This window comes from Streptomyces sp. NPDC048506, from assembly GCF_040651315.1.
Taxonomy (GTDB): Bacteria; Actinomycetota; Actinomycetes; order Streptomycetales; family Streptomycetaceae; genus Streptomyces.
The window spans coordinates 18,210-31,264 of record NZ_JBEZIX010000005.1; the positions used below are offsets into that span (position 1 = coordinate 18,210).

Here is a 13,055-nt window from a genome sequence, read left to right on the forward strand (position 1 = left end):
CCGGCGTCGTTGTGCGGTGCTCAGCTCTCCGCGGCCTCTTGCAGGCTCATCGGGGACGCGTAGATCTCGTCGCCGTCCTCGAAGAGGCGGACCTGGTCGACGCCGCCGTCGAGCAGCGCCTTCCACTCCTCGCCGATCCAGGACTCCGCGTCGCCCTGCGTGGTGAACTCCTCCGGTTCCACGGCCGGCGCCGTCTCCGTACCGTCGGCCTTCTCGAACCGCCACGTCCACGCCATGTGCGCCTCCTGGATCCCACCGAGTACGTGTCTGTGCCACCGCGGACCGCGCCAGGCGCACTCCGCCATGTCGTGCTTCCGTGCTGATCGGCAGCCTAACGGCCGTGTCGAGCCCGCCCCCGTCGCGCTCACCGCGACCGGACGCGAGAAACTCGGCGGTGTGGATGTGACTCTCCTCGGCACCGGGGCCCCGCAGGGGCTGCCGCGCCCCGGCTGCCCGTGTGCCGCCTGTGCGACCGCCGTCGGCGACGAGGCGCGGGCGGCGACCGCGCTGCTCGTCGACGGTGCGCTGCTGATCGACCTGACACCGGGCCCGGCCTTCGCGGCGGCCCGGGCCGGGCAGTCGCTGGCGGGCGTCCGGCAGGTGCTGCTGTCGCATCCGCACAACGGGCCGGCGCTGGAGGTGCCGGCCGGGCTGCCCACACCGGGCCGGGTCGCCGACGGGCGGGAGCTGGCGCTGCTGGACGGGCACCGGGTGCGGGCCCTCGCCGTGGACATCCCCGGGACCGGGTACGAGATCTCCGGCACCGGGGGCGAGCGCCTGCTGTACCTGCCGCCGGGCGCCGCACCGGCCGGGCTCGAAGGCAACGGCGGCCATGACGGCACGGGCGGCGCCGGGCCGTACGACCTGGTGCTGCTCGACGTGCTGGAGCGGCCGGACGCACTGGCCCGGCTGCGGGCGAGCGGGGCGGTGGACGCGGCGACGGACGTGGTGGCGGTGCACATCGACCACGGTGTGCCGCCGGGGGCCGAACTGCACCGCAGGTTGGCGGCGATGGGCGCCCGGACGGTGCCGGACGGCAGCACGCTGGTGGTCGGGGAGTACCACGCGGTGCCGGACCTGCCGCGGCGCACGCTGGTGCTGGGCGGGGCGCGCAGCGGGAAGTCGGTGGAGGCGGAGCGGCGGCTGGCGGCCTTCCCGGACGTGGTCTACGTGGCGACCGGGGGCACCCGGGGCGGCGACGAGGAGTGGGCCGAGCGGATCGCGTTGCACCGCGAGCGGCGGCCCAGCAGCTGGCGGACCGTCGAGACCTGCGACCTGGTGCCGCTGCTGGAGGGGGCGGGGCCGGACCGCGGGGCGGCGGGGCCGGCGCTCGGAGGCGCCGGGCCGGACGCCGCGGCCGAGGATTCGCCGCTGCTCATCGACTGTCTGGCGCTGTGGCTGACGCATGCGATGGACGAGGTCGGGGCGTGGGACGACGCGACCTGGGAGGCCGGGGGGCGGCGGGCGCTGCGGGAGCGGACCGATGCGCTGGTGGCGGCGCTGCGGGAGACTCACCGGCCGGTGGTGGCGGTCAGCAACGAGGTCGGCTCGGGGGTGGTGCCGGCGACCGCGGCGGGCCGCCGGTTCCGGGACGAACTGGGCCGGTTGAACGCGGCGTTCGGCGCGGAGTGCGAGCAGGTGCTGTTGGTGGTGGCGGGCCAGGCGCTTGCGCTGCGCGGCTGAACGCCGGCCGCCGGGGCCCGTGTCCGCTTGCCCGGGGGCGCGGCGCCGGGTGCTCTTGACCCGTGACCGGAACGGATCTGACCGATGCGGCGGTACGCGCCTATCTGACGCGGCATCCGGACGCGACGGTGGTCGCGCTCGGCGAGGGGCTGGGGACCGGCTTCTGGCGGCTGGACAACGGACGGCTGAGCTGGCTGACGGTGCAGCCGCCGGAGACCGCCGCGGTGCGCCGGATGCTGCTGCCGGACGGCGCCCGGCGGCGTACGGTCGCCCGTGCGGTGGCCGATCACCGCTGGCTGGACGCGGTGCGGGAGCCTCGGCGCGGGGTGGTCGTGGCGGCGCCGGGTGTGCTGGTGCGGCTGCCGGCGCCCGCGGTGCGGGCGCTGGTGACGGCGTGCGCGGAGCGGTTTCCCGGTGGCGCGCTGGTCTTTGACGCACCGTCATGGTGGGCGACCGGCGTGACCGGTGGGCACCCGGGCGTCGCGGCGGTGCGCGCCCGGCGGCCGGCCGGGCTCGGGCACCGTCTGCCGGGGCTGCGGGCGTTGCTGCCGGCGGTGTGGGAGGTCCGGTTCGCGGCGGCGCGGCGGGGCGCGGGGGCGGGGCGGCACGGCGGGCGGGGGCCGGCGGCATGAGCGGGCGCGGCGTGGGGCTCACCCCGACCGAAGGCCGAGGGGTGTCGGACCCGAGCGGCGGCGGCCGCCGGGTGGCCCCGGCGACCCTGCCGCATGCCGAACGCATTGCCGGTAATCTGCGGCCAATGAGCAGCCTGAACCTCGATGACTTCGCCCAACTGATCGAGCGCCCCGACGGCGGTGTGCGCCGTGACGCCGAGGAGCGGCGGGCGCGGCTGGCCGTGCCGCCGGGAGCGCTGGGCCGGCTCGACGAGCTGGGCGAGTGGCTGGCCGCGGCGCAGCAGCAGGTGCCGGTACGGCCCGTCGAGCGGCCGCGGGTGCTGCTGTTCGCCGGTGACCACGGGGTGGCGGAGCTGGGGGTGTCGGCCCGCCGGGCCGGCGGCACCAAGGACCTCGTACGGGCCGTGCTGGACGGGGCGAGCCCGGCCGCGGTGCTGGCCCGTCGCGCGGGGGCGCAGCTGCGCGTGGTGGACATGGCGGTGGACTGCGACCCGGAGGAGCTGCCCGAGGAGGTCACCCGTCACCGGGTGCGGCGCGGTTCGGGGCGGATCGACATCGAGGACGCGCTGACCGCCGAGGAGGCCGAGGCGGCGTTCCGGGCCGGGACCGCGATCGCCGACGAGGAGGCGGACGCCGGCACCGACCTGGTGGTGCTGGGCGATCTGAGCGTCGGCGGTACGACGGCCGCCAGCACCTTGATCGCGGCGCTGTGCGGCACCGACGCCTCGGTGGTCACCGGGCGGGGCGGGGCCCGGATCGACGACCTGGCCTGGATGCGCAAGTGCGCGGCGATCCGGGACGCGCTGCGCCGGGCGCGGCCGGTGCTCGGCGACCAGCTGGAGCTGCTGGCGACGGTCGGCGGCGCGGATCTGACCGCGATGACCGGCTTCCTGCTACAGAGCGCGGTGCGCCGGACGCCGGTGATCCTGGACGGGGTGGTCTCGGCGGCCTGTGCGCTGGTGGCGCAGCGGGTGGCGTTCCGGGCGCCGGACTGGTGGCTGGCCGGCCAGGCGAGCGGCGAACCGGCGCAGGCCAAGGCGCTGGACCGGATCGCACTCAACCCTCTGCTCGACCACGGCGTCACTGCTGGCGAGGGGACGGGGGCGCTGCTCGCTCTGCCGTTGGTGCAGGCGGCTGCGGCCCTGGCGGCAGAACTGCCGGTACGCGACTGACGTGCCGCCGGCCCACCACGGGCCGGCCGTCGTCAGGAGCGATCGGACGGGCGCCCGGACCGGGGCGCCCCTCGCTTCATGCCCGTACCGGACCATCCGGCGGCTCCCCATAAGATCACGGCTTTACACGTTTTTATGGGAGACATCGCTTGAGTCGGGACGAAGACCGTCAAGACCGCAACCGCGGTCCCTGGTCACGGCGGGGTGCCGCCTTCGGCATCTGGTACCTGCGCACGGTCACGTTCATCAACCTGCTGAGCGCGGTGTGGGTGTCGTTCGGCAACGACATCCGCCGGCACAACATCGAGGAGTACTTCACTCCGTACCTGCTGACCGCCGGCTTCGCGTCCGGGGCCTTCTCGCTGTTCCTGTCGGTCACCCTGCGGCGGCGCAAGCGGGCGGCATGGATCTTGAACCTGGTGCTGTCCGGGCTGCTGTCGCTGGCGTTCGGCTTCGCGCTGGCGGCGGCCCCGGACTTCCGGGAGCACCCGCAGAACTGGGTGTCGCTGGTGGTGACGCTGGCGTTCGTGGGCGCGCTGGTGGTCGGCCGGCGGGAGTTCTACGCCAAGGGCGACCGGTCGAACCCGAAGCTGGCGGCGGCGGTCGCGGTCGGCGGGCTGCTGGTCACCTCGCTGCTGGCGGCGCTGCTGGTGACCGTCACCAACACCGCGCAGGACGCCTCCTCGACGTTCGTCGAGCGGTGGCGCTACGGCCTGATGCGGCTGGTGTCGCTGGCCGCCGACGACCGGCACTTCCCCGGGATCTCCACCCCGAACTGGGTCAACGTCGCGATCAACGTGCTGAGCACGCTGCTGCTGGTGGCCGTCCTGTGGGCGGCGTTCCGGTCCGTGCGCAGCACCGAGGCGATCACCGAGGACGACGAGGAGCGGCTGCGCGCCCTGCTCGCCCGGCACGGTGACCGCGATTCGCTGGGCTACTTCGCGCTGCGCCGGGACAAGAGCGTGCTGTTCTCCCCCAGCGGCAAGGCGGCGGTCACCTACCGCGTGGTGGGTGGGGTGTCCCTGGCGTCCGGCGATCCGCTGGGCGATCCGGAGGCCTGGCCGGGGGCGATCGAGGGGTGGCTGGCCGAGGCCCGGGAGCACGGCTGGGCGCCGGCCGTGATGGGCGCGAGCGAGGAGGGCGGCACGATCTACGCCCGGCACGGTCTGGACGCGCTGGAGCTCGGCGACGAAGCGATCGTGGAGACCTCGGAGTTCACGCTCGACGGCCGGGCGATGCGCACCGTGCGGCAGGCGTACAACCGCATCCAGCGGGCCGGCTACACCGTGCGGATCCGGCGTCACGAGGACATCCCCGCCGAGGAGATGGACCATCTGCTGCGGCTGGCCGACGACTGGCGCGACGGGGAGACCGAGCGCGGCTTCTCGATGGCGCTGGGCCGGCTCGGCGACCCGGGTGACGGGCGCTGCGTGATGCTGGAGTGTTCCGGTGCCGACGGCGAACTGCGGGCGCTGCTCAGCTTCGTCCCGTGGGGCGAGAAGGGCCTGTCACTGGATCTGATGCGGCGGGACCGGGACTCCGAGAACGGGCTGATGGAGTTCATGGTCCTGGAGTTGATCCAGCGGGCGAAAGAGGTGGAGATCACTCAGCTCTCGCTGAACTTCGCGATGTTCCGTTCCGTCTTCGAACGTGGATCGCGGCTCGGCGCGGGCCCGGTGCTGCGCCTGTGGCGCTCGCTGCTCAGCTTCTTCTCCAGGTGGTGGCAGATCGAATCGCTCTATCGCGCCAATGCGAAATACCGGCCGATCTGGGAGCCGCGGTACATGCTCTTCGAGAAGAGCACCGACCTGCTGCGGATCGGTATCGCCGCCGGCCGGGCGGAAGGCTTCCTGGAAGCGCCCGGCCTGCCCAAGTGGCTGAACCGCAAGCACCTGGAGAACGTCAGATGAGCAGACGCCGTGCGGGGCGGCGGGAGGAGACGGCACCGGGGCGGCGGGAAGTCGTGGTGCCGGAGCGGCGGGAGGCGTCCCTGGTGCGCCGCGCGGCGCGTGCCGAGTGGGGGCCGCTCCTGCTGACGGTGTGGTCCGCGCTGGTCGCGAGGAAGCTGCGGGCGATCCCGGTGACGCTCGCCGCGGTCTGTCTGACGGTGGTCTTCCAGTTCGTCCAGAACCAGCCCTGGGGCTACCAGACGGTGCAGGACATCGGCTCCGTACAGGCCTGGGAGCACCTGTGGGTGGCGCTGCTGCGCACTCCGCTGTCGCTGTTCGTGCCGGCGCTGGACCTCCCGGTGTGGGGCGCGCTGGCCCAGATCCTGATCGTCTTCGGGATCGCGGAGATCTGCGTGGGCTGGCGGCAGACACTGCTGATCGCGTACGTGGCCACGCTCGCCGGGACGATGTACGCGCGGATCGGCATCTGGATCGGCCCGCAGAGCCCCCTGGGCCTGCCGGACTCGGACAAGTACGTCGTCGACACCGGGCCGTCGGCGGCCGTGGTGGGGCTGGCGCTCTTCGTCTGCTGGCGCTACCGGGCGTGGTTCACCGGTGCGCTGGTGGTGCTCTCGATGGTCTTCGAAGTGGTGTTCATCAAGAGCAACCTGGCCGGCAAGGAGCACATCGCGGCGCTCCTCGGGGTGCTGATGGTGTGTGGGCTGTGGGAGGTGTGGCGGCCCTCGAAGCCGCGGGACGCCCAGCGGGTCAGTGGTTGGGGGCGCCGCCGATGAGGTGCTCGACCTTGCGGCGGAGCGCGGACCAGCGGAGGTCGTGACGGTAGGCGCGGACCTGGGCACGGGCCCGCGCCTTCGGCCGGTTGCGGTAGAAGCGCCTGGCCCAGGGCGAGTTGGGCCGGGCCAGGCGGACCGCGCCGAAGAGCGCGACGAAGGGCACGAAGACCCCGATGACGGCGATCCGCCCCTTGCCCTTGGTCAGCGCGATCAGTGCGAAGAGGAAGTTGACGGCGACGGTCCGGACCACCGTGAAGCGGTCGGTGGTCTCCTCCGGGGTCAGTTCGTTGACGCCGAACGGCAGGAAGCCGCCGAGGACCAGGGCGACCAGGGCGGCGGTGAGGATGACGATCTCGACGCTCTTGGTGCCGGCCTCGCTCCAGTAGACGTCGTCCAGGTGGAGGATCAGCGCGAACTCGTCCAGGACGAGCCCGACGCCCATCCCGAAGAGCACGGCCGCGAGGCCGGTGCCGAAGCCGGGCCGGCCGCCGCCGCCGATGGCGATGAAGCCGCCGACGACCATCAGCACCACTCCGGGCACCACGTGGTGGACGTGGAAGCCGCCGGGGGAGATGTTGCGGAACGGGCCCTTGCCCGCGCGGATCAGCCGGGTGATGGCCCGGGTCACCAGGAAGGTCAGCACGAAGGACGCCAGGGCGAGCAGCAGCGGCAGCTTCCCCGGCTCGACGATGTTGCGGTACCACCAGTGGCCCATCCCGCCCGCTCCCGTCCCGATCCGGCGTGAGGACATCCGACGTGCAGGGGCCGTCGGCCCCTGCTGACCATTAGGCCCCTTCCAGGCCTCCGGGGGCGGGAACCAAACGCGGCGGGCGCCCGGATAGCCTGCCGCGGTGACCGAGTCCCCCGCTCCCCCGGCCCCCTCCGACGCCCTGCGCTTCGCGTTCGGCACGCTGACCGTGCTGCCGGTGCGGGTCACCCGCTGGGACCGGGCGGCGGCGCGTGGCGGGATGCTCTGCGCACCGCTGGCCGGGCTGGTGGTCGGGTTGGCCGCGGCGGCGCTCGGCGGGGCGCTGCTGCTGCTCGGCGGCGGGCCGCTGCTCGCCGCGGTCGGCAGCGCCGCGGTGCCCGCCGTGCTCACCCGTGGCCTGCACCTGGACGGGCTCGCCGACACCGCCGACGGGCTGGGCAGCGGCAAGCCCGCCGAGGACGCGCTGCGCATCATGAAGCAGTCCGACATCGGTCCGTTCGGGGTCATCACCCTGCTGTTCGCGCTGTTGGCCCAGGTGGCCGCGCTGGCCGAGCAGTTCGCCGCGGGCTGGGCGCAGGGGGCGCTGGCGGCGGCGGTGGCGGCGGTCACCGGGCGCGCCGCGCTGACCTTGGCCTCCCGCGCGGGGGTGCCGGCGGCCCGCCCGGAGGGGCTGGGCGCGGCGGTCGCGGGGGCCGTGCCGGTGCGGGCCGCGGGGGTGTGTGCCGCACTGGTCGTCGCCGGGTGCGCGGCGGCGGGCGCGGTGTTCGGCGCGTACGGCGCACTGCACGCCGCGGGCGCGGCGCTGCTCGGGCTGGCGGCCGGCGAACTGCTGCTGGGGCACTGCCGGCGGCGGTTCGGCGGGGTGACCGGGGACGTGTTCGGCGCGCTGGCGGAGACCGCGGGGCTGGTGGCGCTGATCGTGCTGACCCTCGGGTGACCCTGTTTTCCGCCCAACTCCCTTTCTGCGGTGGCCAGTTCGTTGCACAGGGCACCGGTCCGGGGGCGCCGTCGCGACGCGGTGCGGCATCCGATAGCCCCTCAGGCCGGGCCTCGGGGCGCAGCCGAGCGTAGGCTCAGCCGCAGCAGCGCGCCGTGGGCGCGAACGGATTCCCGGACGGAACAGGACTCTCATCACCGTGACTGCACTGACCCTCAGTACTTCTTCCGCCGCAACGGTGCGTGCGGATGCCGTCGTCGTCGGCGTGGCCAAGGGCGCCAAGGGCGTCGTTGTCGCTCCCGGCGCGGAGGCCGTGGACAAGGCCTTCGGCGGCAAGCTCGCCGGTGTGCTGGAGACCCTCGGCGCGAGTGGTGCCGAGGGCGAGGTGACCAAGCTGCCCGCCGCCGACGGCCTCAAGGCGCCGGTCGTGCTGGCGGTCGGCCTGGGCGACGCCCCGGCCAAGGGCGACGCCTACGACAACGAGGCACTCCGGCGCGCCGCGGGCAGCGCCGCCCGCGCGCTGACCGGCAGCAAGAAGGCCGGCTTCGCGCTGCCGGTCGAGGACGCCGAGGCGGCCGCCGCGGTGGGCGAGGGCGCGCTGCTCGGCGCGTACACCTTCACCGCGTACCGCAGCAACGGCAACGGCCAGGACGCCAAGGGCGGCAAGCGGAACGACGCCAAGTCGCAGCCGCTGGCGGAGGTCGCGCTCCTCGGCGGCAAGCCGCGCGACAAGGAGTTCAAGGCCGCCGCCGCGCGCTCCGAGGCACTGGCCGCGGAGATCAACCGCGCCCGCGACCTGATCAACACCCCCTCCAACGACCTGGACCCGAAGGCGTTCGCGGCCGAGGCGCAGGCCGCGGCCAAGGAGTTCGGCCTCAAGGTCGAGGTGCTGGACGAGAAGGCGCTCAAGAAGGGCGGCTACGGCGGCCTGATGGGCGTCGGCCAGGGCTCGGAGGCGCCGCCGCGGCTGGTGCGGATCGCCCACACCCACCCCAAGGCCGACAAGACCCTGGCGCTGGTCGGCAAGGGCATCACGTACGACTCGGGCGGCATCTCGCTCAAGCCGGCCGGCCACAACGAGACCATGAAGTGCGACATGAGCGGTGCCGCCGCGGTCTTCGCCGCGGTGGTGGCCGCGGCCCGGCTGGGCCTGGAGGTGAACGTCACCGGCTGGCTGGCGCTCGCCGAGAACATGCCCTCCGGTTCCGCCACCCGCCCCGGCGACGTGCTGACCATGTACAGCGGGAAGACCGTCGAGGTGCTGAACACCGACGCCGAGGGCCGTCTGGTGCTGGCCGACGCGCTGGCCCGGGCCTCGGAGGAGGAGCCGGACGCGATCGTGGACGTCGCGACGCTGACCGGTGCGATGGTGCTGGCGCTGGGCCACCGCCACTTCGGGATCATGGCGAACGACGACGCCTTCCGTACGTCGATCCACGAGATCGCGGAGGAGGTCGGCGAGCAGTCCTGGCCGATGCCGATGCCCGACCACCTCCGCAAGGGCATGGACTCGCCGGTCGCCGACATCGCCAACATGGGTGACCGGATGGGCGGCGGCCTGGTGGCCGGCCTCTTCCTGAAGGAGTTCATCGGCGACGGCATCACCTGGGCACACCTGGACATCGCGGGCCCGGCCTTCCACGAGGGCGCGCCCTGGGGCTACACCCCCAAGGGCGGCACCGGCTCCGCCGTGCGCACCCTGGTGCGGCTCGCCGAGCGCACCGCGGCGGGCGACCTCGGCTGACGCCGTTCCGTCTGTCCCGCTTTGCCCGTACGGCCCCGAGCTCACAGCCCGGGGCCGTCGGTGTGCGTACGGCACCGTGTTCGCCCTCAACGAAATCCGCACTCCCGTACGCACCGGTAACCCGCTTCGGGCGGCTGATCGGCCGCCCAGAGCCCGGCCCGCCGTCCCGGCTTCGTTGAACAAGTGCGAAGATGGGTTCTCGGCAGGACAGGGCCCCCCTTACCCAGGGCCGAGTTAAAGCGGCCGAACAACAGCCGCGGTCCGGTCATCGACGACCGGCTCCGGCGCACCCATGCATGGAGGACGTGACGTGGCGAACGACGCCAGCACCGTTTTCGACCTAGTGATCCTCGGAGGCGGTAGCGGTGGTTACGCCGCTGCCCTGCGCGGGGCGCAGCTGGGCCTGGACGTCGCCCTGATCGAGAAGAACAAGCTCGGCGGCACCTGCCTGCACAACGGCTGCATTCCCACCAAGGCACTGCTGCACGCCGGTGAGATCGCGGACCAGGCCCGTGAGGCCGAGCAGTTCGGTGTCAAGGCCTCCTTCGAGGGCATCGACATCGACGCCGTCCACAAGTACAAGGACGATGTGATCTCGGGCCTCTACAAGGGCCTTCAGGGTCTGGTCGCCTCCCGCAAGGTGACCTACATCGAGGGTGAGGGCCGGCTGTCCTCGCCGACCTCCGTCGACGTGGGCGGCCAGCGCGTCCAGGGCCGCCACGTCCTGCTGGCGTCCGGCTCCGTGCCGAAGTCGCTGCCCGGCCTGGAGATCGACGGCAACCGCATCATCTCCTCGGACCACGCGCTGAAGCTGGACCGCGTGCCGAAGTCCGCGATCATCCTGGGCGGCGGCGTGATCGGCGTCGAGTTCGCCTCGGCGTGGAAGTCCTTCGGCACCGACGTCACCGTCATCGAGGGCCTCAAGCACCTCGTCCCGGTCGAGGACGAGAACAGCTCCAAGCTGCTGGAGCGGGCCTTCCGCAAGCGGGGCATCAAGTTCAACCTCGGCACCTTCTTCGACAAGGCCGAGTACACCGCCGACGGCGTCAAGGTCACCCTGGCCGACGGCAAGACCTTCGAGGCCGAGGTGCTGCTGGTCGCGATCGGCCGCGGGCCGGTCTCGGCGGGCCTGGGTTACGAGGAGCAGGGCGTCGCGATGGACCGCGGCTACGTTCTGGTCGACGAGTACATGCAGACCAACGTGCCGACCATCTCGGCCGTCGGCGACCTCGTCCCCACCCTCCAGCTCGCGCACGTCGGCTTCGCCGAGGGCATGCTGGTGGCGGAGCGGCTGGCCGGTCTGAACGTCGTGCCGATCGACTACGACGGCGTGCCGCGCGTGACGTACTGCCACCCCGAGGTCGCTTCGGTCGGCATCACCGAGGCCAAGGCCAAGGAGCTGTACGGCGCCGACAAGGTCGTCGCTCTGAAGTACAACCTCGCGGGCAACGGCAAGAGCAAGATCCTCAAGACCGCGGGCGAGATCAAGCTCGTCCAGGTCAAGGACGGTGCCGTGGTCGGCGTCCACATGGTCGGTGACCGTATGGGCGAGCAGGTCGGCGAGGCCCAGCTGGTCTACAACTGGGAGGCCCTGCCGGCCGAGGTTGCGCAGCTCATCCACGCGCACCCGACGCAGAACGAGGCGCTCGGCGAGGCCCACCTGGCCCTGGCCGGCAAGCCCCTCCACTCCCACGACTGACCCCATCCGGGCGCGACGACCACATCCGCAATTTGTAAGGAGCAACCGAAACCATGGCGGTTTCCGTAACCCTTCCGGCGCTCGGCGAGAGCGTCACCGAGGGCACCGTCACCCGCTGGCTGAAGGCCGAGGGTGAGCGCGTCGAAGCCGACGAGCCCCTGCTGGAGGTGTCGACCGACAAGGTCGACACCGAGATCCCGGCCCCGGCCTCCGGCGTCCTGTCCTCCATCAAGGTCGCCGAGGACGAGACCGTCGAGGTCGGCGCCGAGCTGGCCATCATCGACGACGGCACCGGCGCCCCGGCCGCCGCGCCGGCCCCGGCTGCCGCCGAGGCCCCCGCCCCGGCCGCCCAGCCCGAGCCCACCCCGGCTCCGGCTGCCGCCCCGGCGCCCGCCGCCGCCCCCGCGGGCGGCGCCCAGGGCACCGACGTCGTCCTCCCCGCGCTCGGCGAGAGCGTCACCGAGGGCACCGTCACCCGCTGGCTCAAGCAGGTCGGCGAGGAGGTGCAGGCCGACGAGCCGCTGCTGGAGGTCTCCACCGACAAGGTCGACACCGAGATCCCGGCCCCGGCCTCCGGCACCCTGCTGGAGATCGTCGTCGGTGAGGACGAGACCGCCGAGGTCGGCGCCAAGCTCGCCGTGATCGGTGCCGCCGGTGCCGCTCCGGCCGCCGCGCCCGCCCCGGCTGCCCCGGCCCCCGCCGCCGCCCCGGCTCCGGCTCCCGCGCCGGCTCCGGCTCCGGTCGCTGCCGCCCCGGCGCCCGCGCCCGCCCCGGCCGCTCCGGCTCCGGCCCCCGCGCCGGCCCCGGTTGCCGCCCCGGCGCCCGTCACCCCGGCTCCGGCCGCCGGTGAGGGCGAGGGCGCGTACGTCACCCCGCTGGTGCGCAAGCTCGCCGCGGAGAGCGGCGTCAACCTCGCCACGGTCAAGGGCACCGGTGTCGGTGGCCGGATCCGCAAGCAGGACGTCATCGCCGCCGCCGAGGCCGCCAAGGCCGCAGCGCCGGCCCCGGCCGCCCCGGCCGCGGTCTCCAAGGCCCCCGCGCTGGAGGTCTCCCCGCTGCGCGGTCAGACCATCAAGATGCCGCGGATGCGCAAGGTCATCGGCGACAACATGATGAAGGCCCTGCACGGCCAGGCGCAGCTGACCTCCGTGGTCGAGGTGGACATCACCGCGATCATGCGGATGCGCAACAAGGCCAAGGACGCCTTCGCGCAGCGTGAGGGCGTCAAGCTCTCCCCGATGCCGTTCTTCGTCAAGGCCGCCGTCCAGGCGCTGAAGGCCCACCCGGTCATCAACGCCCGGATCAACGAGGACGAGGGCACCATCACCTACTTCGACACCGAGAACGTCGGTATCGCGGTGGACGCGGAGAAGGGCCTGATGACCCCGGTCATCAAGGACGCCGGTGACCTCAACATCGCCGGGATCGCCCGCAAGACGGCGGACCTGGCGGGCAAGGTCCGCGCGAACAAGATCACGCCGGACGAGCTGTCCGGTGCGACCTTCACCATCAGCAACACCGGTTCGCGCGGCGCCCTGTTCGACACCGTCATCGTGCCCCCGAACCAGGTCGGTATCCTGGGCATCGGTGCGACCGTCAAGCGCCCGGTGGTCATCGACCACCCGGACCTCGGCGAGACCATCGCGGTGCGCGACATGACCTACCTCGCGCTCTCCTACGACCACCGTCTGGTGGACGGCGCCGACGCCGCCCGCTACCTGACCACGGTCAAGCAGATCCTGGAGGCCGCCGAGTTCGAGACCGAGATCGGTCTCTGAAGCGTCCGGTCGCTCTCC

General features: G+C 73.2%; 11 protein-coding genes. 9 read left to right on the forward strand and 2 right to left on the reverse strand.

Annotated elements, in window-relative coordinates; genetic code table 11:
• Positions 1–20: 20 nt before the first annotated feature.
• On the reverse strand, positions 21–236 hold the full coding sequence (locus AB0C96_RS05055) for a hypothetical protein (RefSeq protein WP_362913803.1): 216 nt from the start codon (positions 234–236) through the stop codon (positions 21–23).
• A gap of 160 nt (positions 237–396) precedes the next feature.
• Between AB0C96_RS05055 and AB0C96_RS05060 the strand changes: the two genes are divergently transcribed.
• The 5 genes from AB0C96_RS05060 to AB0C96_RS05080 all read left to right on the forward strand — a co-directional run bounded on the left by AB0C96_RS05060 (position 397) and on the right by AB0C96_RS05080 (position 6,170).
• Positions 397–1,683 carry a bifunctional adenosylcobinamide kinase/adenosylcobinamide-phosphate guanylyltransferase gene (locus AB0C96_RS05060; protein ID WP_362913805.1) on the forward strand — a complete coding sequence of 429 codons (1,287 nt, stop codon included), beginning with the start codon at positions 397–399 and terminating at the stop codon, positions 1,681–1,683.
• 62 nt (positions 1,684–1,745) lie between these two features.
• Positions 1,746–2,315: a class I SAM-dependent methyltransferase gene (locus AB0C96_RS05065; RefSeq protein WP_362913807.1), complete on the forward strand. Its 570-nt coding sequence runs from the start codon at positions 1,746–1,748 to the stop codon at positions 2,313–2,315.
• A gap of 125 nt (positions 2,316–2,440) precedes the next feature.
• Complete coding sequence (gene cobT / locus AB0C96_RS05070; protein ID WP_362913809.1) at positions 2,441–3,487, forward strand: nicotinate-nucleotide--dimethylbenzimidazole phosphoribosyltransferase; 1,047 nt, start codon at positions 2,441–2,443, stop codon at positions 3,485–3,487.
• Positions 3,488–3,636: 149 nt separating this feature from the next.
• Positions 3,637–5,397 (forward strand): phosphatidylglycerol lysyltransferase domain-containing protein, encoded by a 1,761-nt coding sequence (locus tag AB0C96_RS05075; RefSeq protein WP_362913811.1) that lies wholly within the window; start codon positions 3,637–3,639, stop codon positions 5,395–5,397.
• Positions 5,394–6,170, forward strand: a complete 777-nt coding sequence (locus AB0C96_RS05080; RefSeq protein ID WP_362913813.1) for a hypothetical protein — start codon at positions 5,394–5,396, stop codon at positions 6,168–6,170. The genes AB0C96_RS05075 and AB0C96_RS05080 overlap by 4 nt, the downstream gene beginning before the upstream one ends.
• Here AB0C96_RS05080 and AB0C96_RS05085 read toward each other — a convergent pair.
• Positions 6,145–6,885, reverse strand: a complete 741-nt coding sequence (locus AB0C96_RS05085) for a hypothetical protein (protein ID WP_362913815.1) — start codon at positions 6,883–6,885, stop codon at positions 6,145–6,147. The genes AB0C96_RS05080 and AB0C96_RS05085 overlap by 26 nt on opposite strands.
• Positions 6,886–7,021: 136 nt before the next feature.
• Between AB0C96_RS05085 and AB0C96_RS05090 the strand changes: the two genes are divergently transcribed.
• The 4 genes from AB0C96_RS05090 (at position 7,022) to sucB (ending at position 13,037) form a co-directional block, all read left to right on the forward strand.
• A complete protein-coding gene (locus tag AB0C96_RS05090) occupies positions 7,022–7,816 on the forward strand; it encodes an adenosylcobinamide-GDP ribazoletransferase (protein WP_362913817.1) in 795 nt (264 codons plus the stop codon).
• A gap of 199 nt (positions 7,817–8,015) precedes the next feature.
• On the forward strand, positions 8,016–9,560 hold the full coding sequence (locus tag AB0C96_RS05095; RefSeq protein WP_362913819.1) for a leucyl aminopeptidase: 1,545 nt from the start codon (positions 8,016–8,018) through the stop codon (positions 9,558–9,560).
• Between the two features lie 310 nt (positions 9,561–9,870).
• Positions 9,871–11,259 (forward strand): dihydrolipoyl dehydrogenase, encoded by a 1,389-nt coding sequence (gene lpdA, locus AB0C96_RS05100; protein ID WP_362913821.1) that lies wholly within the window; start codon positions 9,871–9,873, stop codon positions 11,257–11,259.
• A gap of 53 nt (positions 11,260–11,312) precedes the next feature.
• Entirely contained in the window at positions 11,313–13,037 is a 1,725-nt protein-coding gene (sucB, locus tag AB0C96_RS05105; protein WP_362913822.1) for a 2-oxoglutarate dehydrogenase, E2 component, dihydrolipoamide succinyltransferase, read from the forward strand.
• Positions 13,038–13,055: the final 18 nt, after the last annotated feature.

Excerpts from the sequence above, each read along its gene's own strand:
- sucB (WP_362913822.1), top strand. The coding sequence starts at position 11,313 with ATGGCGGTTTCCGTAACCCTTCCGGCGCTCGGCGAGAGCGTCACCGAG.
- AB0C96_RS05055 (WP_362913803.1), bottom strand. The coding sequence starts at position 236 with ATGGCGTGGACGTGGCGGTTCGAGAAGGCCGACGGTACGGAGACGGCG.
- AB0C96_RS05085 (WP_362913815.1), bottom strand. The coding sequence starts at position 6,885 with ATGGGCCACTGGTGGTACCGCAACATCGTCGAGCCGGGGAAGCTGCCG.
- cobT (WP_362913809.1), top strand. The coding sequence starts at position 2,441 with ATGAGCAGCCTGAACCTCGATGACTTCGCCCAACTGATCGAGCGCCCC.
- AB0C96_RS05080 (WP_362913813.1), top strand. The coding sequence starts at position 5,394 with ATGAGCAGACGCCGTGCGGGGCGGCGGGAGGAGACGGCACCGGGGCGG.